This window comes from Stenotrophomonas sp. CFBP8994, assembly GCF_034044835.1.
In the GTDB taxonomy this organism is placed as follows: domain Bacteria; phylum Pseudomonadota; class Gammaproteobacteria; order Xanthomonadales; family Xanthomonadaceae; genus Stenotrophomonas; species Stenotrophomonas rhizophila_A.
The window spans coordinates 100,820-124,187 of the sequence record NZ_JAXCWT010000007.1; the positions used below are offsets into that span (position 1 = coordinate 100,820).

Consider the following 23,368-nt stretch of genomic DNA (forward strand, 5'->3'; position numbering starts at 1 on the left):
CCTTCATGCGATTGCATAGCGTTTGTGATGATGCGACGCATGGTCCTCAGTGGACACGTTGAATCGCTACACGTGGCGGGCCGATGACGCCAAGTGGCTCAGTACGTCAAACGCTCTGAAACTCAACATGAAAAGTCGCATTCAACATCCGGTTCGGCATTGCATCCTATCGCCCTGGTGATAGCCACCACACTTCGAGAGCAGAGCGCGAAAATCAGCCCATTCTGAAAGTTCGCCGACCCGATTGCACCCATTCGCCACCGCCGATACCTTCCCCGCACCGACGAGCGAAGACACGTCTCCGCTGATGTCGTCGTGCACTGAACAGGAGGCGAAATGTGCTGGTGAACTGGTGGAAGAATGGACTTCAGTTGAAGCTGCAGATGCGCATCTACCCCGATGGGTTACTGCTTGCCGCCCTGTATGCGCTGGCCTGCCTGGCTGCGCGCCAGATATCAGTTGATCAGTTCAACCTGTTGGCGGGCCTTCGGATTGCCGCATTACTACTGTTTCCGACCAGACTCTGGCCGTATCTGATCCTCGGAGAGTATGCCCACCTTGCACAGGTTCGGTATCCCTTGGTTGAAAAGTACGGCATGGCGTGGGCCATCATCAGCTCGGCCCTTCTGATGCCGACTGTTGCGTTGATCGTGCGGCTTCATCGGAACCTGCTTCCCGAGGCCCCAGGTGCAAGGCTGCTCCTGCTTGCCGCAACGACCTCCATCGCCGCCGCATTGATCAACATTGGAACCGCCCAGCTGCTTTGGCCGGTAGCTTCCAGCATTCCCCTTCCAACGAGGGCGGCACATCAGATCCTTGGAAACTTCATTGGCATTTTGACTATGGCGCCACTGGCGCTGCTATGGCTGCAGCGGCAGCGACCGAACCCGACTCCGCGCCTTCCGATTGCCACCACAGGGCTGCTCCTGCTGATGCTTGCCCTTGGCCTGTCCGCGATCCATCTCCCGGCGGCGTATGAGGGACTTCGACCCAGTCTTCAGTTGATGATGGCGCTTCCTGCCATCGTGCTGACCTGCCTGTACGGGTGGCGCGGCGCTGTGCTCGGAGTTCCGCTACTGAACCTTGTCGTCGGCCTGACCATGCCTACCACCGGTCGCGCTTGGTCCTTCGACGCTGAAACGTTCACCGTTCAGCTGATCCTGGCCGTAGCAGGGTCTGCGCTGCTCGCCTTGGGTTCGACCATCAGTCACTACTACCATCGCTACAGGACGCGGGACTTGCATAGCAGACAGGTCATATCCCTGACGAAGACATCGCACCTGACGGGTGAAAATGATCTTCGGCACCGGGCGCTGGAGATCAACCGGATCGGCGACGGCATTGACGCCTACCTCAGTGAAACAGCCGACTGGCTGAAACGCCAAGGCCATGGGGAGATTGCCAGCAGCCTGATCCGAACCTCCAGCCTGTACTCACTCAAGTTCCGCGAGCAGGCCAGCATGGTCTACCCGACAGCGCTGGAGCATGTTGGCCTGTATCTGGCGCTGCAGGTCGGCGGAATCAGCGAGGCATGGTCGAACACGGGAAGCATCGCCCAACCTCGACTTGTAGGCGATCCGTGCCGGCTGACAGTCCCGCTGCAGCTGGCCACGTACCGCACCCTCACCGAGGCGGTTTCTCTGTTGTTGCAGAATGAGTCCTCGCAGATTAGGGTCAATGCGCGTTGCGGCCGCGTGGGAGGCCGCGACGGCATCGTTGTGGTCGTGGCGCTTCTTGACCCGCGCCATCGCCTTTCCGAAGCAACCCGAACGTTGGCAATCGATCGGCTTTCTGGTCGGGCGCTCGCCTACGGCGGCACCGTTCAGTGCCGCCACAATCGCATCCGCATGGTCCTTATGGACTCACCCGTCGTTCAACGCTCCGTTACTGGATACTCGACTGACCACACGGCGCCCCCACCCTTTCGATAGCGCACAAGTGTGAATGCTGGGTGCCGGTACACCTCGGAACGATCCATGGCGTCGACGTCCACCACGCGCCGTGGAGGCAGAACTACGTGATCTGATGTCTCCCCGGCAGGCAATGCCCAGAACAGGCCATCCAACGTACCGATGATCAGCTGGACGCTGCCCATAGCGTCATTGACCTGGAAATATGAGATTCCATCGCGTTTGAATCCATAAACCCGCCACCCTGGATCCACACTCAGGTCGGGAGCTGAAGGGTTCTCCTGGCCCAGGCCGATGCCTTTGAGCTGCGAATTGTTGTCGTCCCCGAGACAGCAAGCAGCAGTCGCCTGCCTCGGTCCAGATCCCTCGGCCGCTGCCTCCGGTATCGGCATCGCTGTGAACAGCACCGCAGCTATCGCAGCACTACGCTGAAATTGGCCCACACGCACCTCCAGATTTCATAAGTTGTACCCGGAGATCACTGTAGCCAGCGCAATGTACTGAGGCGTTGAACGGCGTCCGAAATATCGAAGGCGCCGCCCCAAGAAAAAACCCCGCTTTCGCGGGGTTTTTCTGATCAGCTCAACTGGCCGTGGCAGTGCTTGTACTTCTTGCCGCTGCCGCAGGGGCATGGATCGTTGCGGCCGACCTTGGGCTCTTCGCGGGTCACCTGGCCGACGACGCCGTTGCGCTGGGCTTCCACGTCCGCCGCCTCTTCGTCGGCGCCGTAGCCGCCCACGTTCTGGTGCTGGAACTGCGACTGCAGCAGGCGCGCTTCGGCCTGCTGGCGTTCGGCCGCTTCCAGCGCCGCCACTTCTTCTTCGCTGCGGATGCGCACGCGCGCCAGCAGGGTCACCACTTCGCGCTTGACGTTCTCCAGCATTTCCGAGAACAGCTCGAAGGCTTCCTTCTTGTATTCCTGCTTGGGCTGCTTCTGCGCGTAACCGCGCAGGTAGATGCCCTGGCGCAGGTAATCCATGCGGGCCAGGTGCTCCTTCCAGCTCTGGTCGAGCACGGTGAGCATGACGTGCTTCTCCAGCGCGCGCATGGTCTCTTCGCCGACGCCGGCTTCCTTCTGCTCGAAGTGCTCGTCCACGCGGGCCTGCACCTTGTTGGCGATGGCTTCGGCGTCGAGTTCTTCGTGTTGCTTGACCAGGCCGGTGACGTCCATCTGCACGCCCAGGTCGGAGGCCAGGGTGGCTTCCAGGCCCGGCAGGTCCCACTGTTCGTCGATCGAGTTCGGCGGCACGAAGCGGGCCACGATGTCGTAGATCACATCGCCGCGGATGCCGTCGACGTTGTCCTTCACCGACTCGGCGTCCAGCAGCTCATCGCGCTGGGCGTAGATCACCTTGCGCTGGTCGTTGTTGACGTCGTCGAAGTCCAGCAGGTTCTTGCGGATGTCGAAGTTGTGCGCTTCGACCTTGCGCTGCGCCTTTTCGATCTGGCGGCTGACCAGGCGGTCTTCGATGACGTCGTCTTCCTTCATGCCCATCATGCGCATCGCCTTCTGGACCCAGTCCGAGGCGAAGATGCGCATCAGGTTGTCTTCCAGCGACAGGTAGAAGCGGGACGAACCCGGGTCACCCTGTCGGCCGGAACGGCCACGCAGCTGGTTGTCGATACGGCGCGATTCGTGGCGTTCGGTGCCCACGATGTGCAGGCCGCCGGCGGCCTTGACCTGGTCGTGGCGGACCTGCCAGTCGGCCTTGACCTTGGCGCGCTGCTCGGCGGTGGCATCTTCGCCCAGCGCGTGCAGCTCCGCTTCGTGCGAACCGCCCAGCACGATGTCGGTACCACGGCCGGCCATGTTGGTGGCGATGGTCACCGCACCGGGCATGCCCGCGTTGGCGATGATGGTCGCTTCGCGGTCATGCTGCTTGGCATTGAGCACTTCGTGGTGCACGCCGGCCTTGCGCAGGTGCTCGGACAGCATCTCCGAGGTTTCGATCGAGGTGGTGCCGACCAGCACGGGCTGGCCGCGCTTGTTGCATTCCTGGATGTCGGCCAGCACGGCGTTGAACTTGCCGTTGCGGTTGAGGAACACCTGGTCCGGCGAGTCCTTGCGGATGGTCGGGCGGTTGGTCGGGATGACCACCACTTCCAGGCCGTAGATGCTCTGGAATTCGTAGGCTTCGGTGTCGGCCGTACCGGTCATGCCGGACAGCTTCTTGTACATGCGGAACAGGTTCTGGAAGGTGATGCTCGCCAGCGTCTGGTTCTCGCGCTGGACCGGCACGCCTTCCTTCGCTTCCACCGCCTGGTGCAGGCCATCGGACCAGCGGCGGCCAGCCAGGGTACGGCCGGTGAATTCGTCCACGATCACCACTTCGCCATCACGCACGATGTAATCGACGTCGCGCTGGTAGATCGCATGCGCGCGCAGGGCGGCATTGAGGTGGTGGACCACGGTGAGGTTCTGCGCCGCGTACAGGCCTTCGGTTTCGGCGCTGAGGATGCCGGCTTCGACCAGCAGCTGTTCGGCGTGCTCCATGCCCGCTTCGGACAGGTGCACCTGCTTGCCCTTCTCATCGACCCAGAAATCGCCCTCGCCTTCTTCGGCTTCCTGGCGGATCAGGCTGGGCACCACGCGGTTGACGCGGATGTACAGCTCCGGGGAATCGTCGGCCGGGCCGGAGATGATCAGCGGGGTACGCGCTTCGTCGATCAGGATCGAGTCGACTTCGTCGACGATGGCGTAGTGCAGGCCACGCTGGTAACGGTCGGCCCGCGACAGCGCCATGTTGTCGCGCAGGTAGTCGAAGCCGAATTCGTTGTTGGTGCCGTAGGTGATGTCGCTGGCGTAGGCCTCGCGCTTGTCGCTGTGCGGCATGCCCGGGTAGACCACGCCGACGCTCATGCCCAGCCAGTTGTACAGCTTGCCCATCTGCGCCGAGTCGCGGCGGGCCAGGTAGTCGTTCACGGTGACCACGTGGACGCCCTTGCCTTCCAGCGCGTTCAGGTACACCGGCAGCGTCGCCACCAGGGTCTTGCCTTCACCGGTGCGCATTTCGGCGATCTTGCCCAGGTGCAGGACCATGCCGCCGATCAGCTGGACGTCGTAGTGGCGCATGCCGAGCACGCGGCGGCTGGCTTCACGGCAGACCGCGAAGGCTTCCGGGAGCACCTTGTCCAGGGCTTCACCGTCGGCGATGCGCTGCTTGAACTCCGGGGTCTTGGCCTTGAGCTGCTCGTCGGAGAGCTTTTCGATGTCCGGCTCCAACGCATTGATCTTGGCGACGATGCGGTTGAGCTGGCGCAGCTGGCGTTCGTTACGACTGCCAAAGACGCGGGTAAGCAGGCTGTTGATCATTGAAGGAACCGGTTGGAATGAGACGCCCCAACGGCGACGCTCCCTCGGGAGCCGCCCGCCGCAAACGAAACAGGGCGCATCGCGCCCTGTCTATGGCAACACCCATTGTAGCTTGGGACGAGGGCACTTGGTTTCAAGCGCCCGCGATCCGCCAGATGGCGCCCTCAGCCGCGGGAAACCCGCCCGACCGGGGTGTTGCCGCCATCGCCCAGGAACTTGCGCGGGTTGACCACCTGGCCGCGTTCCCAGACCTCGAAGTGCACGTGGGCACCGGTGGAACGGCCCGTGGAGCCGGCCTTGGCCACTTCCTGGCCGGCCCGCACCAGGTCGCCCGGCTTCACCACCAGGCGCGAATTGTGCGCATAGCGGGTCACGTAGCCGTTGCCGTGGTCCACGTCGACCACGTTGCCGTAGCCGCCCTTCACGCCGGCGAAGCTGACCACGCCATCGGCCACGGCCATGACCGGGTCGCCGACCTTGGCATGGAAGTCGATGCCCTTGTGGTTGCCGCGACCGCGACCGAACGGGTCGTTGCGACCACCAAAGCTGGAGGTGATGTAGCTGTTGCGGATCGGCATGCGACCCGGCACGGCGTCCTGCTCCAGCTGGTGGTCGAACATCAGCGATTCCATCACCGACAACTGGCGGCCTGAAGCAGCGAAACGCTGCTCCAGCACCTGTAAGTCGGCGTTGACCGCGCTGACCGGGATGTCCTGGGTCGGGCCAGGCTCGCCTTCACCGAGGCCGGGGGTCTCATTGAAGTCGAACTCGCCGTCTTCCAGCTTGCCCATCTGGGTGAGCCGTTCGCCCAACGCATTGAGCCGGGTCGCCTGCGCCTGCAGCTCGCCCATGCGGGCGGCCAGGGCGTTGACCTGGGTCTGGGCATCCTTGCGGGCCTGCGCCAGGTCGCGTTCCTGCTGGGCGACCTTGGCGTGGAGCCGGGAATCGTTGAACATGCTGCCACCCAGACCGGCACCGAAGCCGATCAGGCAGCCCAGCCCGAGTACGCTGCCCAGCAGGGCGCGGGGCCTGTCCTCGAAGTAGAAACGCAAACGCGCCAGCGGCGTCTTGGCCTGTCCTTCACGCGTTTTGATTACGATCTTTTTGAATGCCATCAGTGAGTTTTCATGTCTGAGCCGAAATCCAGTGCCCGTCCTGCGTCAACGCCGAAGCCGGCGCTGGATGCAGTCATGGGTGACAAAGCTGGCAATCCGCTGCGTCGTGCCCTGTGGCTCGATGCGCTGGACCGTCAGTTGCGCCCCCATTTGCCGCCCACCCTGGCCACCCGTTGCCGGTTGGCGAATGTGAACGGCGAACACCTCGTTTTTCTCGTCGAATCCCCTGTCTGGCACGCCAAAGTGCGGCTTGCCGAGGCTCAGTTGATCGACGCGGCCCGGTCCATCGGGCTGAAGGTCACCAAGGTGACCGTCAAAACCGCGGCTGCCGCTCCTCCACGCTCCCCAGCGATCGATAACAGGAATGGCCCCCACGCAGTTTCAGCCGCCACGCACAAAGGGCTACGCGACGCGTTGGCCTGTCTAAAGGACGTGGATTCAACCAGGTCCTGAAGCCATCGGGGCATCCCGCCCCTTCCCTACCGTCGTCACGATCACGTGAATCTGGTTGGGAGCCGGCGGCCATCGTAGCCGTGCTGGGTCGTCCAGTCGTTAGTCTTTTATTAAAAGTTCGTTAAATTCAGCTCGAAACCGGATCGGGTTCACAAAAACGTGACCCAGGTACGTACACGGTTCATTGACGTCAACATCACGCCGCGCACACCGCCGAAAACGACGAACGGCGCCCAAGGCGCCGTTCTTTTTTAATTATTTCAACTAGTTATGCGTATGCAGGCACGCCGTAGACAACCGGCACTGCGCTGCTGGGTGCGTCATAGCTCACCCACTCCCAGGCGGTGGCATCGGCCAGCAGGGCCCGCACCAGCTTGTTGTTGAGCGCGTGGCCGGACTTGAAGCCCTCGTAGGCGCCCAGCACCTGGCCGCCGGCCAGGTACAGGTCACCGATCGCGTCGAGGATCTTGTGGCGCACGAATTCGTCGGCGTAACGCAGGCCGTCGTCGTTGAGCACGCGGAATTCGTCGAGCACGATGGCGTTGTCCATCGAACCGCCCAGGCCCAGGTTGCGCTCGCGCATGTACTCCAGGTCACGCATGAACCCAAAGGTGCGCGCGCGGGAGATTTCCTTGGTGTAGGCGGCGGTGGAGAACTCGATCTCGGCGCGCGACTGCTTGGCCGGGATCATCGGGTGGTCGAACTGGATCGTGAAACCGAGCTTGTAGCCTTCATACGGCTCGAAGCGGGCGACCTTGTCGCCTTCGGTGACTTCCACGGTCTTGAGAATGCGGATGAAACGCTTGGGCGCGTCCTGTTCGGCGATGCCTGCCGACTGCAGCAGGAACACGAACGGGCCCGAGGAACCGTCCATGATCGGCAGCTCGGCCGAGGACAGCTCCACGATGATGTTGTCCACACCCAGGCCGGCCAAGGCCGACATCAGGTGTTCGACGGTCTGGATCTTGGCGTCGTTGCAGGTCAGCCCGGTGCACAGGGTTACTTCGGTGACCAGGTCCGCACGGGCCGGCACTTCCACCACCGGGTCCAGGTCCACGCGCCGGAACACGATGCCATGGTTGACCGGTGCCGGGCGCAGGGTCATGTAGACCTTGTCACCGCTGTGCAGGCCAACGCCGGTGGCGCGGATCGTGTTCTTGAGGGTGCGTTGCGGAATCATGGGGGCCAGCCGGGGGAAAGCGCGCAGTCAACGCGACAGTGACAAACAAGAATAACACGCACTACCACCGCTCCTTTCTGAACCGGGGGCGGCAGACTGCCGGGCCTATCCTGGCCCGGCAGCAAGGGACATGGAGGCGCTTACCGGGGAGGACAAGACCCCGGCCGCGTTGCTCAGTCCGCCTGGCGGCGCAGGAACGCCGGGATGTCCAGGTAATCGTTGGGCAGCTCGGCCGCGGCCGGACCCGAGGCCGACGGTGCGGACGGGGCCACGGTGTCGGCGCTCGGACGGCGCAGGCCCAGGCCCATGCCGCCGACGGCCTTGGAAACGGCATCGCCGCCGTTGTCGAAATCACCGAACTCCGGCTGGCCGGTGGTGGCGTTGCGGACCAGCTTGATCGGCGCGCGCTCGCCCGGACGCTGGGACTTGGCGGCCACGGCACGGTTCAGGCCGGTCGCAACCACGGTGACACGGACTTCGTCCTGCATGTCCGGATCCAGCACGGTACCGACCACCACGGTGGCGTCTTCGGAGGCGAAACCATCGATGGTACGGCCGATCTCGTCGAACTCGGCCATGGTGAAGTCGGCGCCGGCGGTGATGTTGACCAGGATGCCGTTGGCACCGGCCAGGTTCACATCGTCCAGCAGCGGGTTCTGGATGGCGGCTTCGGCGGCGGCCTGGGCGCGGTCATCGCCACGGGCGGTGCCGGTACCCATCATCGCCAGGCCCATTTCGGACATGACGGTGCGCACGTCGGCGAAGTCGACGTTGATCAGGCCCGGGCGCACGATCAGGTCGGCGATGCCCTGCACGGCGCCCTGGAGGACGTCGTTGGCGGCACGGAAGGCCTGGATCATGGTGGCGTTGCGGCCCAGCACGGTGATCAGCTTTTCGTTCGGAATGGTGATCAGCGAGTCGCAGTGCTGGCTCAGTTCCTCGATGCCCTTCAGCGCGACCTGCATGCGGCGGCGGCCTTCGAACGGGAACGGCTTGGTGACCACGGCGACGGTCAGGATGCCCATCTCCTTGGCCAGCTGTGCCACCACCGGTGCAGCGCCGGTGCCGGTGCCACCGCCCATGCCGGCGGTGATGAACACCATGTCCGCACCCTGCAGGGCGTCCATGATGCGCTCGCGGTCTTCCAGCGCGGCCTGGCGGCCCACTTCCGGATTCGCGCCTGCGCCCAGGCCCTTGGTGACGTTGGTACCCAGCTGCAGCTGCAGCTTGGCACCGCAATTCTTGATGGCCTGCGAGTCGGTGTTGGCGGTGATGAATTCCACGCCGTCCACGCTGGTGCTGACCATGTGCGCCACGGCGTTGCCGCCGCCGCCGCCCACGCCGATCACCTTGATCACCGCATTGGGTGCCATCTTCTCAATCAGTTCGAAATGCGCCATGTCCGTGTCCTCGTTGTATCCGCTTGTGGTTGGCATGGGCGTGTTGGCGTCCTGCCTTCGCGCTGCATGTTGCCGTTGCGGCTGTGTGGGTTGTGTGTTGCTTTTCTGTTGCGCCGGCGGGGGCCGGTTTGAAACACGCGTCGCCGCGTTGAGGTGCCGCGTCAGAACTCGCCGCGGAACCAGGTTTTCAATTTGTTGAACATGCTGCCTGCGCGCCCGGTGGGCAGCGACGGGCGGCGCGGGTGTTCGATCTGGCTGCCCATCAGCAGCAGGCCCACGCCGGTGGCGTGCACCGGGTTGCCGACCACTTCGCCCAGCCCCGTGACGTGCTGCGGAATGCCAACGCGTACCGGCATCTGCAGCATTTCCTCGGCCAGTTCGACCACGCCTTCCATCTTCGAGGCACCGCCGGTGAGCACCATGCCGGCGCGCACCAGTTCCTCGAAGCCGGAACGGCGCAGTTCGGCCTGCACCATCTCGAAGATTTCCTCGTAACGGCCCTGCACTGCCTGCGCCAGCGCGTGGCGCGGCATGCGGCGCGGCGGACGGTCGCCCACGCTGGGCACCTGGATGCTTTCCTCGGCGGTGGCCAGCTGGGCCAGCGCGCACGCGTAGCGCACCTTGATCTGCTCGGCTTCCGGGGTGGGCGTGCGCAGCATGTGCGCGATGTCGTTGGTGACGTGGTCGCCGGCGATCGGCAGCGAGGCGGTGTGGCAGATCGCGCCCTGCACGAACACGGCCAGGTCGGTGGTGCCGGCGCCCATGTCGACCAGCACCACGCCCAGTTCGCGCTCGTCGGCGGTCAGCACGGCCACGCTGGAGGCCAGCGAGGACAGGACCAGGTCATCCACCTGCAGGCCGCAGCGCTGCACGCACTTGCTGATGTTGGCCGCGGCCGACTGCGCGCATACCACCAGGTGCGCATGCACCTCCAGGCGCACGCCGGTCATGCCGACCGGGTTGCGGATGCCTTCCTGGGAATCGTCCAGCACGTATTCGCGCGGGATCGCGTGCAGGATCTTCTGGTCGGCCGGGATCGCCACGGCCTTGGCCGCATCCAGCACGCGGTCCAGGTCGCCCCAGGTCACCTCACCGTCGCGGATCGGCACGATCCCCGGCGAGTTCTTGCACTGCACATGGTTGCCGGAGATGGAGGCATACACCGAGCGGATCTCGCAGCCGGCCATCAGCTCGGCTTCTTCCACCGCGCGCTGGATCGACTGCACGGTCGATTCGATGTCCACCACCACGCCGCGCTTGAGGCCGCGCGACTCATGCGAACCGATGCCGATCACCTCGATGGGATTGCCCGGCGAGTACTCGCCGACCAGCGCCACCACCTTGGAGGTGCCGATATCGAGCCCGACGATCAGCGATTTGTCACCCTTGCGATTCATGTCCTGTCCTGCGTGCGTTGCGCCACATTGGCCGGCGCGGCCGGGGCCGGGGGAGTACCCCAGCTCAGCGTGAAACCATTGGTATAACGGAGGTCGGCGCGTTCGATCGGCGCCTGCTGGTTGGCCAGCTGCGGCAGCACGCGCACGAAGCGCTGCAGGCGCGAGCGCGCGTCATCGCGGCCGACCACCACTTCGGTGCCGTTGCTCAGCTGCAGCGACCAGCTGCCGCGCGCATCCATGCTGACCCGGGTGACATCCACCCCGGCCGGCGCGAACAGCGCGCGTGCGTCGTTGTACAGCGCCACCACTTCTTCTGTCTGCGTGTCCGGGCCATCCAGGTCCGGCAATGCCAGGTCCTGCAGTTTCTGCGGGGTGGCGAACAGCTTGCCCTGCTCGGACAGCAGCCGGTCCTTGCCCCAGCGCGCGAACGGCTTGTGCTCGACCAGGGTGATTTCCAGCACGTCGGGCCACTGCTTGCGCACCTGCGCGCTTTCCACCCACGGCAGCTTTTCGATGGCGTCCTGCGCGTCCTGCAGCTTTACCGCGAAGAAGCCGGACTTCGCATACGGCAGCACCACCTGCTGCAGCTGCTCGGCGGGCACCCGCTTGAATTCACCGTGCACGCGCAGCTTGGCCAACGGCCAGCGTTCGGCACCGACCCAGCCGTTGAGCACCGCCACCACGGGCAGCGCTACCAGCGACAGGGCCAGCAGCCAGACGAAGATGCGCAGCACCGCGTTCATGCGTAGGTGGCCTCCGAGGTGCCGAAGCCTTGCGGCAACGTCTGTTCCAGCACGCGCCAGACCAGCTCTTCGAACCCGATGCCGGCCTGGCCAGCCGCCTTGGGCACCAGCGAATGGCTGGTCATGCCCGGCGCGGTGTTCACTTCGAGCAGGTAGAACGCGCCGCTGTTGCGGTCGCGCATCACGTCAACGCGACCCCAGCCACGGCAGCCGGCGGCGCGGAACGCAGCCAGCGCGATCCGGCGGATCTCGGCTTCGTCATCCCCTTCCAGGCCCGGGCACAGGTACTGGGTGTCTTCCGCAATGTACTTGGCGTTGTAGTCGTACCACTGGCCCTTGGGCACGATGCGGATCGACGGCAGCGCCTGGTCGCCGAGGATGCCCACGGTGAGTTCGTCGCCGACCACCATCTGCTCCATCAGCAGCTGGCCGTCGTAGCGGGCCGCCAGGGCGACCGCCTCATCCAGACCAGCCTCGTCGGTGACCCGGCTGATGCCGACGCTGGAGCCTTCGTTGGCCGGCTTGACCACCACCGGCAGGCCGAGTTCGGCCGCCAGCGCATGGACATTCGTGCTGTCCACCTTCCGGTACTGCGGGGTGGGCAGGCCCAGCGACAGCCACACCTGCTTGGTGCGGATCTTGTCCATGCCCAATGCCGAACCGAGCACGTCCGAACCGGTATACGGCACGCCGAAGGCTTCCATCAGCCCCTGCACGATGCCGTCCTCACCGCCGCCGTTGTGGCCGTGCAGGATGTTGAAGACGCGGTCGAAGCGCTTTTCCACCAGCGCCAGGGCCAAGGCCGGAATGCCGTCCACCGCGGTGGCGTTGACACCGCGCGCGCGCAGCGCCTCGATCACGTTGCGGCCGGAATCCAGCGACACTTCGCGTTCGCTGGAGGTGCCGCCCAGCAGCACGGCAACGCGGCCGAACACAGCCGGGTCGGTGGTGCGCAGCGGCGGGAAGGTCAGCGTGCTCATGCGGCGGGTGCCTCGTTGAAGCCATCGGTGGCGACCAGGTGGGCAACGTGGCCGATGTCGCCCGCGCCCATCATCAGCAGCAGGTCGCCGTCCTGCAGCACGTCAGGCAGCACGTGCTGCAGTTCCGCCGCCTGGCCGACCACGACGGGTTCGCTGCGGCCGCGCGCGCGGATGGCGCGGGCCAGCGAGCGCGAATCGGCGCCGGGGATCGGCGCTTCGCCGGCCGGGTAGACCTCGCTCAGCACCAGGGCGTCCACTTCGGACAGCACCGCGGCGAACGCGTCGAACTGGTCACGGGTACGGCTGTAGCGGTGCGGCTGGAACGCCACCACCAGGCGCTGCGACGGCCAGCCGCCACGCGCGGCGGCGAACACCGCAGCCAGCTCACGAGGGTGATGGCCGTAGTCGTCGATCACGCGCACCTTGGCACCGGTGCGGGTGGTGACGATGCCCAGGTCGTTGAAGCGGCGACCGATGCCGGCGAAGCTTTCCAGCGCGCGGGCGATCGCATCCGGGGCCACGCCCAGCTGCCAGCCCACCGCAGCGGCGGCCAGCGCGTTGAGCACGTTGTGCGCGCCCGGCAGCGCCAGGGTCACCGGGTAGCTGCTGCCTTCGGGCAGACGCAGGGTGAAGCGCATGCGCGGCCCATCCTGGACCACGTCTTCGGCACGCACGTCCGCATTGCTGCTCATGCCGTAGCTCATGACATGGCGCGGGGTCTGTGCGGCCAGCGCGGCCACTTCCGGGTCGTCGATGCACAGCACCGCCAGCCCATAGAACGGCAGGCGCTGCAGGAATTCGGCAAAGGCGGCCTGCACGCGGGAGAAGTCGTTGCCGTAGTTCTCCAGGTGGTCCGCATCAATGTTGGTGATCACCGACACCAGCGGATTCAGGCGCAGGAAGCTGCCATCGCTTTCGTCGGCTTCGGCCACCAGCCACTGGCCACTGCCAAGCTTGGCGTTGGCACCGGCAGCCAGCAGCTGGCCACCGATCACGAACGTCGGGTCCAGCCCGCCTTCGCTCAGCACCGCCGCGGTCAGGCTGGTGGTGGTGGTCTTCCCGTGCGTGCCGGCCACGGCAATGCCGCGGCGGAAGCGCATCAGCTCGGCCAGCATGGCTGCGCGCGGCATGATCGGAATGCGCTGGCTGCGCGCTTCCATCAGTTCGGGGTTGTCCTCGCGGATCGCGCTGGACACCACCACGCAGTCGGTGCCCAGCACATTGGCGGCCGAATGGCCGCGCATCACGCGCGCGCCCAGCCCTGCCAGGCGACGGGTGGCGGCGTTGTCGGCGTTGTCCGAACCGGACACCTCATACCCCAGCGTCAGCATCACTTCGGCGATGCCGCTCATGCCGGTGCCACCGATGCCGACGAAGTGCACGCGCGGGAAGGCGCGCACCAGGTCATTGGTGTCGTGCAGGCGGCGGATCATGCGCGGCCTCGCGTAACGGTGTTCATTTGGATTCCTCGAGAATGATGTCGGCGATGCGCTCGGCGGCATCGACCTTGGCCAGGGCACGCGCGGCGGTTGCCATCTGCATGCGGCGGGCGGAATTTTCGGACAGATCGCGCAGTACGTCCTGCAGGCGCGTGGCCAGCGTTTCGTCCTGCTTCAGCAACACGGCCGCACCACGTTCGACCAGGTACTCCGCGTTGCGGGTCTGGTGATCGTCGACGGCCGCCGCGAACGGCACCAGCACGCTGCCCACGCCGACCGCGCACAGCTCGGCCAGGGTGGACGCGCCGGAGCGGCAGACCACCAGGTCGGCCCAGGCGAACGCTTCGGCCATGTCGGCGATGAACGGCTCGACGCGCGCAGTGACACCGGCATCCTGGTACGCCTGCAGCGCTTCGGCGTGCAGCTTTTCACCGCTCTGGTGGCGCACGTCGACCGCGATGCGACCGGCCAGTGCGGCGAGTGCCTGCGGCACGGCGTTGTTGAGGGCACGCGCACCCTGGCTGCCACCGAGCACCAGCACCCGCAGCGGGCCTTCGCGACCGGCCAGGCGCTGTTCGGGTCCGGCAATGGCGGCAATCTCGGCCCGCACCGGGTTACCGACCGCTTCTTCGCGCTGGGCGAAGCTGCCCGGGAACCCGGTCAGCACGCGGCGTGCGAAACGCGAGAGCACGCGGTTGGTCAGGCCCGGCGCGCGGTTCTGTTCGTGCACCAGCAACGGCAGGCCGTGCAGGCGTGCGGCCAGCCCCCCGGGACCGGAGGCGAAGCCGCCGAAGGCGATCACCGCGCGCGGCTGGCGGTCGCGGATCAGGAAGCCGGCCGAGCGCACGGCGCGCAGCAGGCGGCCAGGCGCGGTCAGCAGCGCCAGCTTGCCCTTGCCACGCAGGCCACTGATCGCCAGCGTGTCGATATGAATGTCGTGCTGCGGCACCAGGCGCGTTTCCATGCCGCCGATGCTGCCCAGCCAGGTCACGGGAATGCCGCGTTCGCGCAGCACCTTGGCCACGGCCAGGCCGGGGAAGATGTGGCCACCGGTACCGCCGGCCATGATCATCACCGGACGCGGGGAATGCTGGGCGTTCATCCCATCCTCCCCAGGGTCGGCTCGATCCGCTGCTGCATGCGGCTGGTCCCACGCGGGGCGCTGTCGCGCTGCGCGGACGCACGTGCGTTGCTTTCCTGCATGGCTGCGGCCACGGCGCTGGCACGGGCCGGCGCATCGACGGGCGCGGCATCATCCAGTTCTGCCGCGCCCATGCGCACGGCCTGGCGGCGCTCGGCACGGTCCAGTTCGTAGGACACGCGCAGCAGCAGGCCCATCGCCACGCAGGTCATCAGGATGCTCGAACCGCCAGACGAAATCAGTGGCAGGGTCAGGCCCTTGGTCGGCAGGATGCCCAGGTTCACGCCGATCGAGACGAAACTCTGCATGCTCACCCACAGGCCGATGCCGAAGGCGATGTAGCCGGAGAAGTGCCGCTTCATTTCCACGCAGCGCATGCCGATCCAGAACGCGCGGCCGGCCAGCAGCGCGTACAGCGCCACGATCAGGCAGGTGCCGACGAACCCCAGTTCTTCGGCGGTGACCGAGAAAATGAAGTCGGTGTGTGCTTCGGGCAGGTAGTACAGCTTCTGCACCGAATTGCCCAGGCCCACGCCGGTCCACTCGCCACGGCCCACCGCCATCAGCGCGTTGGACAGCTGGTAGCCGTCGCCCTGCTGGTCGGCCCACGGGTCCCAGAACGAGGTGATGCGGCGCATGCGGTACGGTTCGATGATCGCCAGCGCGCTCATCGCCACCAGGCCGAACACGATCGGCATCGACATGCGCGGCAGGTTCACCCCGCCCAGCACCAGCATGCCGGCGGTGATCGCCAGCAGCAGGGTGGAGGAACCGAAGTCGGGCTGCAGCAGCAGCAGCACCACCAGCGCGCCGGCCACGCCCAGCGGCTTGAGCATCGCCGGCCAGGTCGCATTGACCTCGTCGCGGAAGCGCACCAGGTAGCTGGACAGCCACACGATGTAGAGCACCTTCACGGCTTCGACGGTCTGGAACTTGGAGAAACCCAGGTTGATCCAGCGCCGGGCGCCATTGACGCTGCTGCCCAGGCCGGGAATGAACACCACCACCAGCAGCGCGAAGCAGCCCAGCAGCAGCATCTGGTTGTACTGCTCGATGCTCTTGAGCTCGGTGCGCATGGCCAGCCCGGCCAGCACGATGCCCACCGCCAGGAAGATCAGATGGCGGTTGAGGTAGTAGAACGGGCTGCTCATCAGGGCGATCGAGCTCGACGCAACCATCACCACGCCCAGCCCGGTGAGCGTGATGATCGCGCCCAGCAGCCACTTGTCGAAGTGGCCTCCGATGGCTTCAAGGCGGGTTGCCTGGCGCGACAGGTCGTTCATCAGCGGACCTTCAACGTGGCCAGGCCGATCAGCACCAGCACCACCGAGATGATCCAGAAGCGCACGATCACGCGCGGCTCCGGCCAGCCCTTGAGCTCGAAGTGGTGGTGGATCGGCGCCATGCGGAACACGCGCTTGCCGGTCAGCTTGAACGAGGCGACCTGGATCATCACCGACAGCGTTTCAATCACGAACACGCCGCCCATGATCACCAGCACCAGTTCCTGGCGGGTGATCACCGCGATGGTGCCCAGCACCGCGCCCAGCGCCAGCGCGCCGATGTCGCCCATGAACACCATGGCCGGGTAGGTGTTGAACCACAGGAAGCCCAGCCCCGCGCCGGCGATCGCCGCGCAGATGATCACCAGTTCGCCCGCACCGGGAATCTGCGGGATCTGCAGGTAGTTGGAGAACACCACGTTGCCCGAGGCATAGGCGAACACGCCCAGCGCGCAGGCCACCAGCACCGTCGGCATGATCGCCAACCCATCCAGGCCGTCGGTCAGGTTGACCGCGTTGGAGAAGCCGACGATCCAGAAGTAGGCAATGGCCACGAAGCTGATGCCCGCCAGCGGCAGCGCCACCGACTTGAACATCGGGATGTAGAAGGTCAGTGCGGCCGGCACGTCGGCGGTGTAGAACAGGAACAGACCGGCGGCAAGGCCGAAGATCGATTGCAGCAGGTACTTCCAGCGCGACTTCAGGCCGTTCGGGTCGCGGCGCACGATCTTGATCCAGTCGTCGTACCAGCCGATGGCGCCGAAGCACAGCATCACCGCCAGCACCACCCACACGTAGCGGTTGCGCAGGTCGGCCCACAGCAGCACCGACAGGGTGATGGTGAGCAGGATCAGCGAACCGCCCATGGTCGGCGTGCCGGCCTTGGAGAAGTGGGTCTGCGGGCCGTCGGTACGGATCGGCTGGCCGCCCTTGAACTGGGCCAGCTTGCGGATCATCGCCGGGCCCAGCCACAGCGACAGGAACAGCGCGGTAAGCGCGGCCAGGATGCCTCGCAGAGTCAGGTAGCCGAACAGCCCGAACAGGCTCTCCAACTGCTGCAACCATCGGGCCAGTTCAAGCAACATGGGGGGTTTCCTCTCCTCGCGCCAGCAGCGCTTTTACAATCTTGTCCATGGCGCTGCCGCGCGAGCCCTTGACCAGGCAGCGCACGCCAGCATGCAGTTCGTCGGCCAGCGCGGCAGCCAGCGCGTCGTGGCTCTGGAAATGACGGCCACCGTCGCCGAACGCCTGCGATGCCGCCGCGCTCAGCGTGCCCAGCGTGTACAGCCGCTTCAGGCCGGCATCGCGGGCACGGCGCCCGGCCTGCGCATGCAGTGCCTCGCCATCCGGGCCGAGTTCGCGCATGTCACCCAGCACCAGCCAGGCCTCGTCCTTCGCCGCGGCCAGCGCATCGATGGCAGCGGCCAGCGAACCGGGGTTGGCGTTGTAGCTGTCATCGATCAGCACGGCGCCATTGGGCAGCCGGTGCGCGATCTGGCGGCCCGGTACCGGTTCGGCACGGGCCAGGCCGGCGGCAATCGAATCCAGGCCGATGCCCGCCGCCAGCGCCAGCGATGCGGCGGCCAGGGCGTTGCTGACGTTGTGGCGGCCCGGCAGCGCCAAGGCGATATCCACGCTGCCGGCCGGGCTGACCAGCAGGAACCGGCTGCCGTCTGCGGTCGCGCGGATCTGCTGCGCGGTCACGTCGGCGCTGTGGTCCAGGCCATAACGCAGCACGCGGCTGCGCGCCGGCTGGCCGACGATGTGCTGTTCAAACCAGATGCCGAAGGCGTCATCGGCATTGATCACCGCCACGCCATCGGCCGGCAGTGCGGCGTAGATGGCGCCCTTGGTGCTGGCCACGCCCTGCAGGCTGCCCATCCGCTCCAGGTGGGCCGGGGCGATGTTGTTGACCAGTGCGTACTGCGGGCGCGCGATGTCGGTGAGGTAGGCGATGTCACCCGGCTTGCCGGCGCCCATCTCGTAGATGGCGTAATCGGCATCTTCCGGCGCATCGATCACCGCCAGCGGCAGGCCGATCTCGTTGTTGCGGTTGCCCGGGTTGGCGTACACCACCGCGCCCTGCTCGCGCGCCACCTGCTGCAGGATCGCCAGCAGCAGGCTCTTGACGCTGGTCTTGCCGTTGCTGCCGGTGATGGCGAACACGCGTGCGGCGCGGTCGCGCTGCATCCCAGCCGCGATCCGGCCAAGCGCATGCTCGCTGTCGCCGACCACGATCTGCGGCACGGCCACGTCGAGCAGGCGCTCGACCAGCATCGCGCTGGCGCCACGGGCCACCGCGTCGGCAGCGAAATCATGGCCGTCGAAGCGCTCGCCACGCAGTGCCACGTACAGGCTGCCCGGCGCCAGCGTGCGGGTGTCGTTGCTGATGGCGTCGATGGCGGTGTCATCGCCATGGATGTCACCCCCGGCCCAATGGGCGATCAGCGAGAGCGGCGTGCGCTTCACAGGATGGCCTCCTTGGCGCTGAGCGCGGCAGCGGCCGCCAGGGTGTCGTCGAAGTCGTGCTTGACCCCGCGCACTTCCTGATAGGGCTCATGCCCCTTGCCGGCCAGCAGCACGATGTCGCCAGGGCCGGCCAGCTTCACCGCCAGGCCGATCGCGCGCGCGCGGTTGCGCTGCACGGTGACCGCGTCGGGGGCAGTGAAACCAGCCAGGATGTCGGCCACGATGGCGTCGCCATCCTCGCCGCGCGGGTTGTCGTCGGTGACGATCACCTGCTGGGCCAGGCGTTCGGCGATGGCCGCCATCTGCGGGCGCTTGCCCGCGTCGCGTTCGCCGCCGCAGCCGAACACGCAGAACAGCCTGCCCTGCAGGTGGCCCTGCAGGCTCTGCAGGGCCTGCTCCAATGCATCGGGGGTATGCGCGTAATCGACCACCACGGTCGGCAGGCCGCGTTCGCCGCCGAGGCGGTTCATGCGCCCGGCGATCGGCTGCAGCTGCGACACCAGCGCGGCGATCGCCTCGGGGGCATGGCCCAGCGCGTGCAGCACGCCGGCCACGGCCAGCAGGTTGTCCACGTTGAAGCGGCCCAGCAGCGGCGACTGCACCGGGTGGCGTGCACCGTCGACCACCAGATCGAAGGCAATGCCACGGCCATCGAGCTTGAGCGAGTCGGCGCGCAAAGTGGCCTGCTGCGCACCGCGCGAGCTGACCCCGATCCGGGCGACGCCGGCATCGACCGTGCGCAGCAGTTCGCTGCCGAAGCTGTCATCCAGGTTCACCACCGCGGCCTTCAGGCCGGCGCGGTGGAACAGCTTGGCCTTGGCCGCGCCGTACTGGGCCATGTCGCCGTGGTAATCGAGATGGTCGCGGGTGAGGTTGGTGAACACCGCCACGTCGTAGTGCACGGCATCCACGCGGCCCTGGTCGAGCGCATGCGAGCTCACTTCCATGGCCACCGCCCTGGCGCCCTGGTCACGCAGCTGCGCCAGCACTTCATGCATCTGCAGCACCAGCGGCGTGGTGAAGCCGGTCGGCACCACATCGCCGTACAGACCCACGCCCAAGGTGCCGATGCTGCCACTGGCGGTGCCGAGCAGGTGCCAGGCCTGGGCCAGCAGCTGCACGGTGGAGGTTTTTCCGTTGGTGCCGGTCACGCCGACCATGGTCATCGCGCGCGAGGGCTGGCCATGGAACTGGTCGGCCATGGCGCCCATGCGCGTGCGCAGGCCCGGCACGGCAATGGCATCGGCCGGTGCCGGCAGCTCCGCCGGGGCCGGCGGTTCGAACAGGATCGCGGCCGCACCGGCGGCGCGGGCCTGGTCGACAAAGCCCAGCCCGTGCGCGCCGAAGCCGGCAATCGCGACAAAGGCGTTGCCGGGGCGCACCGCGCGGCTGTCCAGCACCAGGCCGGTGATGGACGGGTCGTGGCTCAGCACCACATCGGGAAGCAACTGCGAAAGCAACATCATCTGGCTCATTGCGTGCCTCCCTGCGCGGGCGGCAACGTGGCGTGCGCGCTGGGCAGCGCGGCATCGAATTCAGCGGCGGCGTCGGGGGCAACCACCGCCTCGGCCGGCGGCGGGGTCGGCAGCGAGGAGGCGGCGTGGCCCATCTTTCCGGACTGCTGGGCCGCCAGCCAGGAATCGATGTCGTCCGGCGGCACGTCCATCAGGCGCAGCGCGCCTTCCATGACGTTGTGGAACACCGGCGCGGACACCAGGCCGCCGTAGTACTTGCCGGCCTGCGGGTCGTTGATGACGATCACCGTGGCAAAGCGCGGGTTGCTGGCCGGCACCACGCCGGCGAACAGCGCGTTGTAGTGGCCACGCTCGTAGCCGCCCGGACCGGCCTTGCGTGCGGTACCGGTCTTGCCGGCCACGTGGTAACCCAGCACCGCCGCCTGCTTGGCGCCGCCCTGGGTGACCACCGTTTCCATCATCGCCACGACCTCTTTGGCGATGTTCTCGTCGATGATCTGCTTGCCTTCGTTGCGCTGGCCCTTGACGAAGGTCGGCGCGATCAGCTTGCCGCCATTGCCCAGCGCCGAGTACGCCGTGGCGATCTGCAGCGGGGTGACATTCAGGCCATAGCCGTAGGACATGGTGGTCTTGGACGAACCGCTCCAGCGCGCCGGGCGCGGCAGCACGCCCGCCGATTCGCCGGGGAAACCGCTGTGCGGAGCGCTGCCATAGCCGAAGCTGTGGACGTGGTCGTAGAACACCTGGTCGGGCATCTTGGCCGCGATCTTGGCCGCGCCGATGTTCGAGCTGCGGGTGATCACGCCGGTGACGTTGAGCACGCCGTTGTTCCGCGGCACGTCCTTGATGGTGTAGCGGCCGATCGCCATGTAGCCCGGGTTGGTGTCGACCGTGGTGTCCTTGGTGACCACGCCGGACTGCAGCGCCGAGGCGATGGTCAGCGGCTTCATGGTCGAACCCGGCTCGACCAGGTCGGTCACGGCGCGGTTGCGGCGGGTGTCCGGCGCCGCGCCGCCCACCGCATTGGGGTTGTAGGTCGGCAGGTTGACCATGGCCAGCACTTCGCCGGTGGCCACGTCCATGATCACCATGGAACCGCCCGCGGCCTTGTTCTCGATCAGCGCGTTGCGCAGTTCCTTGAAGGCCAGGAACTGGATGCGACGGTCGATGCTCAGGGTCAGGTCCTTGCCCGGTTCGGCGGCGCGCAGCAGGTCGCTTTCGACGGTCTCGCCCTTGCGGTTGCGGATCACCCGCTTGGCGCCGGCCTTGCCGCGCAGCCATTCGTCGAAGGCCAGCTCCAGCCCTTCCTGGCCGCGGTCGTCGATGTTGGTGAAGCCGAGCACGTGCGCCATCGCCTCACCCTGCGGGTAGAAGCGGCGGAACTCGCGCTGCGAGGCCACGCCCGGGATCTTCAGGGCAACCACCTTCTCGGCGTCGTCGGGATTGATCCGGCGGCGCAGGTACATGAATTCCTTGTCTGCCTTCTGGCTCAGCTTCGAGGTCAGCTCGTCCAGCGGCATGCCCAGCGCGGTGGCCAGTTCCGGAATGCGGTCGGGCGAGCGCATCAGCTCCTGCGGGTTGACCCAGATCGAGGCGACCGGGGTGGACACCGCCACCGGTTCGCCGTTGCGGTCGGTGATCATGCCGCGCGAGGTGTTGATGGGCAGCTCGCGCAGGTAGCGGGCTTCGCCCTGGCGCTGGTAGAAATCGCTGTTGATGATCTGCACGTAGGCGGCGCGGCCGACCAGCGACACCGAGCACAGGCCCAGCGCCAGGCCGACCCACTTCAGGCGCTGGCGCAGGTTGAAGGCGTTGCGGGTGCGGTTGCGGCCGGTCTTGTTCATGGCCGTACCACCACGACATCGGCCGCTTCGGGGAACTTCATGCCCAGCCGCTCGCGGGCCACGCGGTCAACGCGGGTGGCTTCGGCCAGGGTGGCCTGTTCCAGCTGCAGGCGGCCGAATTCAATGTTCAGTTCGTCGCGGGCGCGCTCCACGCGCGACAGCTCCACGAAGGTCTGCCGGTGGCGGTGGCGCATGAACACCACCCCGATCGCCGAGGCGATGGTGCAGGCCAGCAGCACGACCAGCAGCAGGCGGCTCATCACGCCACCCCGCGCTTTTCGGCCACGCGCAGCACGGCGCTGCGCGAGCGCGGGTTGACCGCCAGCTCGTCGTCCTCGGCCTTGATGGCGCCGCCGATCAGATCCAGCGTCGGCACGAACGCCGCCAGCTCGGGCAACCGGCGATTGGTCGGCGGGGCCTTGGCGTGGCGGTTCATGAACTGCTTGACGATGCGGTCTTCCAGCGAATGGAAGCTGATCACCGCCAGCCGGCCGCCGGGCTTGAGGCGCGCCATCGCCGCGTCCAGGCCGGCTTCAAGGTCGGCCAGTTCGCGGTTGATGTGGATGCGGATGGCCTGGAAGCTGCGCGTGGCCGGGTGGATCTTGTCTTTGCCACGCGGCATCACCGAAGCGATCAGTTCAGCCAGCTCGGCGGTGCGGGTGAACGGCTGCTTGTCGCGGCGGGCGATGATCGCGCGGGCGATGCGGCGCCCCTGGCGTTCTTCGCCATAGGTCCACAGCACATCCATCAGCTCGCGCTCTTCGACACGGTTGAGCCACTGCGCCGCGCTTTCGCCGCTGTCCGGGTCCATGCGCATGTCCAGCGGGCCGTCCTTGCCGAAGCTGAAACCGCGCTCGGCCACGTCCAGCTGCGGCGAGGACACGCCGAGGTCGAACAGCACCCCGTCCAGGCCGTCGGCGGTTGCGTTCCAGTGCAGCAGGTCGGCGAAACTGCCACGGAAGATCGAGACGCGCGGGTCCGGCGCGAAATCACGCTCGGCTACCGCGATTGCCTCCGGATCCTTGTCCATGACCAGCAGCCGGCCTCCAGGACCGAGTTGCTCGAGCACGCCGCGGGCGTGACCGCCACGACCAAACGTGCCATCGAGATACGTTCCGTTTTCGATCACCCTCAGGCCGTCCAGGACCTGCGTGTACAGCACCGGCAGATGGCCCGCCGGCGACTGCGACACCGGAAGGTGACCGGCCTGCGCGCCTCCGCGCACC

At 66.6% G+C, this 23,368-nt stretch carries 18 protein-coding genes; 2 read left to right on the forward strand and 16 right to left on the reverse strand.

Annotation, left to right across the window (positions count from 1 at the left end):
- The first annotated feature begins 338 nt into the window (after positions 1-338).
- Positions 339-1,931 (forward strand): MASE1 domain-containing protein, encoded by a 1,593-nt coding sequence (locus tag SOM39_RS17810; RefSeq protein ID WP_320459137.1) that lies wholly within the window; start codon positions 339-341, stop codon positions 1,929-1,931.
- A 556-nt stretch (positions 1,932-2,487) separates the two neighbouring features.
- On the opposite strand, the gene secA is transcribed toward SOM39_RS17810, so the two are convergent.
- Both secA and SOM39_RS17820 read right to left on the reverse strand, forming a co-directional pair.
- Complete coding sequence (gene secA / locus SOM39_RS17815; RefSeq protein ID WP_093536075.1) at positions 2,488-5,223, reverse strand: preprotein translocase subunit SecA; 2,736 nt, start codon at positions 5,221-5,223, stop codon at positions 2,488-2,490.
- A gap of 164 nt (positions 5,224-5,387) precedes the next feature.
- The gene (locus tag SOM39_RS17820; protein WP_068849249.1) at positions 5,388-6,338 is read right to left on the reverse strand and encodes a M23 family metallopeptidase; all 951 of its coding nucleotides are present in this window, start codon (positions 6,336-6,338) and stop codon (positions 5,388-5,390) included.
- A gap of 12 nt (positions 6,339-6,350) precedes the next feature.
- Between SOM39_RS17820 and SOM39_RS17825 the strand changes: the two genes are divergently transcribed.
- Positions 6,351-6,791, forward strand: coding sequence for a DUF721 domain-containing protein (locus tag SOM39_RS17825; RefSeq protein WP_083214065.1), 441 nt, complete (start codon positions 6,351-6,353; stop codon positions 6,789-6,791).
- A gap of 268 nt (positions 6,792-7,059) precedes the next feature.
- On the opposite strand, the gene lpxC is transcribed toward SOM39_RS17825, so the two are convergent.
- The 14 genes from lpxC to rsmH form a co-directional block, all read right to left on the reverse strand.
- Entirely contained in the window at positions 7,060-7,971 is a 912-nt protein-coding gene (gene lpxC / locus SOM39_RS17830; protein WP_217536983.1) for a UDP-3-O-acyl-N-acetylglucosamine deacetylase, read from the reverse strand.
- A 173-nt stretch (positions 7,972-8,144) separates the two neighbouring features.
- Complete coding sequence (ftsZ, locus tag SOM39_RS17835; RefSeq protein WP_068849242.1) at positions 8,145-9,371, reverse strand: cell division protein FtsZ; 1,227 nt, start codon at positions 9,369-9,371, stop codon at positions 8,145-8,147.
- Between the two features lie 161 nt (positions 9,372-9,532).
- Entirely contained in the window at positions 9,533-10,768 is a 1,236-nt protein-coding gene (gene ftsA / locus SOM39_RS17840) for a cell division protein FtsA (RefSeq protein ID WP_068849240.1), read from the reverse strand.
- On the reverse strand, positions 10,765-11,511 hold the full coding sequence (locus SOM39_RS17845) for a cell division protein FtsQ/DivIB (RefSeq protein ID WP_068849238.1): 747 nt from the start codon (positions 11,509-11,511) through the stop codon (positions 10,765-10,767). Before SOM39_RS17845 ends, ftsA begins: the two co-directional genes overlap by 4 nt.
- Positions 11,508-12,491 carry a D-alanine--D-alanine ligase gene (locus SOM39_RS17850; protein ID WP_093536083.1) on the reverse strand — a complete coding sequence of 328 codons (984 nt, stop codon included), beginning with the start codon at positions 12,489-12,491 and terminating at the stop codon, positions 11,508-11,510. The genes SOM39_RS17845 and SOM39_RS17850 overlap by 4 nt, the downstream gene beginning before the upstream one ends.
- The gene (murC, locus tag SOM39_RS17855; RefSeq protein WP_093536085.1) at positions 12,488-13,924 is read right to left on the reverse strand and encodes a UDP-N-acetylmuramate--L-alanine ligase; all 1,437 of its coding nucleotides are present in this window, start codon (positions 13,922-13,924) and stop codon (positions 12,488-12,490) included. The genes SOM39_RS17850 and murC overlap by 4 nt, the downstream gene beginning before the upstream one ends.
- Positions 13,925-13,946: 22 nt before the next feature.
- Positions 13,947-15,032, reverse strand: a complete 1,086-nt coding sequence (gene murG / locus SOM39_RS17860) for an undecaprenyldiphospho-muramoylpentapeptide beta-N-acetylglucosaminyltransferase (protein ID WP_210132014.1) — start codon at positions 15,030-15,032, stop codon at positions 13,947-13,949.
- Positions 15,029-16,354 (reverse strand): putative lipid II flippase FtsW, encoded by a 1,326-nt coding sequence (ftsW, locus tag SOM39_RS17865; protein ID WP_068849230.1) that lies wholly within the window; start codon positions 16,352-16,354, stop codon positions 15,029-15,031. Before ftsW ends, murG begins: the two co-directional genes overlap by 4 nt.
- Positions 16,354-17,439 carry a phospho-N-acetylmuramoyl-pentapeptide-transferase gene (gene mraY, locus SOM39_RS17870; protein WP_068849228.1) on the reverse strand — a complete coding sequence of 362 codons (1,086 nt, stop codon included), beginning with the start codon at positions 17,437-17,439 and terminating at the stop codon, positions 16,354-16,356. Before mraY ends, ftsW begins: the two co-directional genes overlap by 1 nt.
- Complete coding sequence (locus SOM39_RS17875; protein WP_320459138.1) at positions 17,429-18,823, reverse strand: UDP-N-acetylmuramoyl-tripeptide--D-alanyl-D-alanine ligase; 1,395 nt, start codon at positions 18,821-18,823, stop codon at positions 17,429-17,431. Before SOM39_RS17875 ends, mraY begins: the two co-directional genes overlap by 11 nt.
- A complete protein-coding gene (locus SOM39_RS17880) occupies positions 18,820-20,298 on the reverse strand; it encodes a UDP-N-acetylmuramoyl-L-alanyl-D-glutamate--2,6-diaminopimelate ligase (protein ID WP_320459139.1) in 1,479 nt (492 codons plus the stop codon). Before SOM39_RS17880 ends, SOM39_RS17875 begins: the two co-directional genes overlap by 4 nt.
- Positions 20,295-22,142 (reverse strand): peptidoglycan D,D-transpeptidase FtsI family protein, encoded by a 1,848-nt coding sequence (locus tag SOM39_RS17885; protein WP_068849223.1) that lies wholly within the window; start codon positions 22,140-22,142, stop codon positions 20,295-20,297. Before SOM39_RS17885 ends, SOM39_RS17880 begins: the two co-directional genes overlap by 4 nt.
- Positions 22,139-22,402, reverse strand: a complete 264-nt coding sequence (gene ftsL / locus SOM39_RS17890) for a cell division protein FtsL (protein WP_068849221.1) — start codon at positions 22,400-22,402, stop codon at positions 22,139-22,141. Before ftsL ends, SOM39_RS17885 begins: the two co-directional genes overlap by 4 nt.
- A complete protein-coding gene (gene rsmH, locus SOM39_RS17895; RefSeq protein ID WP_093536204.1) occupies positions 22,402-23,367 on the reverse strand; it encodes a 16S rRNA (cytosine(1402)-N(4))-methyltransferase RsmH in 966 nt (321 codons plus the stop codon). The genes ftsL and rsmH overlap by 1 nt, the downstream gene beginning before the upstream one ends.
- Position 23,368: the final 1 nt, after the last annotated feature.

Excerpts from the sequence above, each read along its gene's own strand:
- SOM39_RS17885 (WP_068849223.1), bottom strand. The coding sequence starts at position 22,142 with ATGAACAAGACCGGCCGCAACCGCACCCGCAACGCCTTCAACCTGCGC.
- SOM39_RS17820 (WP_068849249.1), bottom strand. The coding sequence starts at position 6,338 with ATGGCATTCAAAAAGATCGTAATCAAAACGCGTGAAGGACAGGCCAAG.
- ftsW (WP_068849230.1), bottom strand. The coding sequence starts at position 16,354 with ATGAACGACCTGTCGCGCCAGGCAACCCGCCTTGAAGCCATCGGAGGC.
- secA (WP_093536075.1), bottom strand. The coding sequence starts at position 5,223 with ATGATCAACAGCCTGCTTACCCGCGTCTTTGGCAGTCGTAACGAACGC.
- ftsA (WP_068849240.1), bottom strand. The coding sequence starts at position 10,768 with ATGAATCGCAAGGGTGACAAATCGCTGATCGTCGGGCTCGATATCGGC.
- SOM39_RS17850 (WP_093536083.1), bottom strand. The coding sequence starts at position 12,491 with ATGAGCACGCTGACCTTCCCGCCGCTGCGCACCACCGACCCGGCTGTG.
- lpxC (WP_217536983.1), bottom strand. The coding sequence starts at position 7,971 with ATGATTCCGCAACGCACCCTCAAGAACACGATCCGCGCCACCGGCGTT.
- murG (WP_210132014.1), bottom strand. The coding sequence starts at position 15,032 with ATGAACGCCCAGCATTCCCCGCGTCCGGTGATGATCATGGCCGGCGGT.
- mraY (WP_068849228.1), bottom strand. The coding sequence starts at position 17,439 with ATGTTGCTTGAACTGGCCCGATGGTTGCAGCAGTTGGAGAGCCTGTTC.
- SOM39_RS17825 (WP_083214065.1), top strand. The coding sequence starts at position 6,351 with ATGTCTGAGCCGAAATCCAGTGCCCGTCCTGCGTCAACGCCGAAGCCG.
- ftsL (WP_068849221.1), bottom strand. The coding sequence starts at position 22,402 with ATGAGCCGCCTGCTGCTGGTCGTGCTGCTGGCCTGCACCATCGCCTCG.
- SOM39_RS17880 (WP_320459139.1), bottom strand. The coding sequence starts at position 20,298 with ATGAGCCAGATGATGTTGCTTTCGCAGTTGCTTCCCGATGTGGTGCTG.
- ftsZ (WP_068849242.1), bottom strand. The coding sequence starts at position 9,371 with ATGGCGCATTTCGAACTGATTGAGAAGATGGCACCCAATGCGGTGATC.
- murC (WP_093536085.1), bottom strand. The coding sequence starts at position 13,924 with ATGATCCGCCGCCTGCACGACACCAATGACCTGGTGCGCGCCTTCCCG.
- SOM39_RS17845 (WP_068849238.1), bottom strand. The coding sequence starts at position 11,511 with ATGAACGCGGTGCTGCGCATCTTCGTCTGGCTGCTGGCCCTGTCGCTG.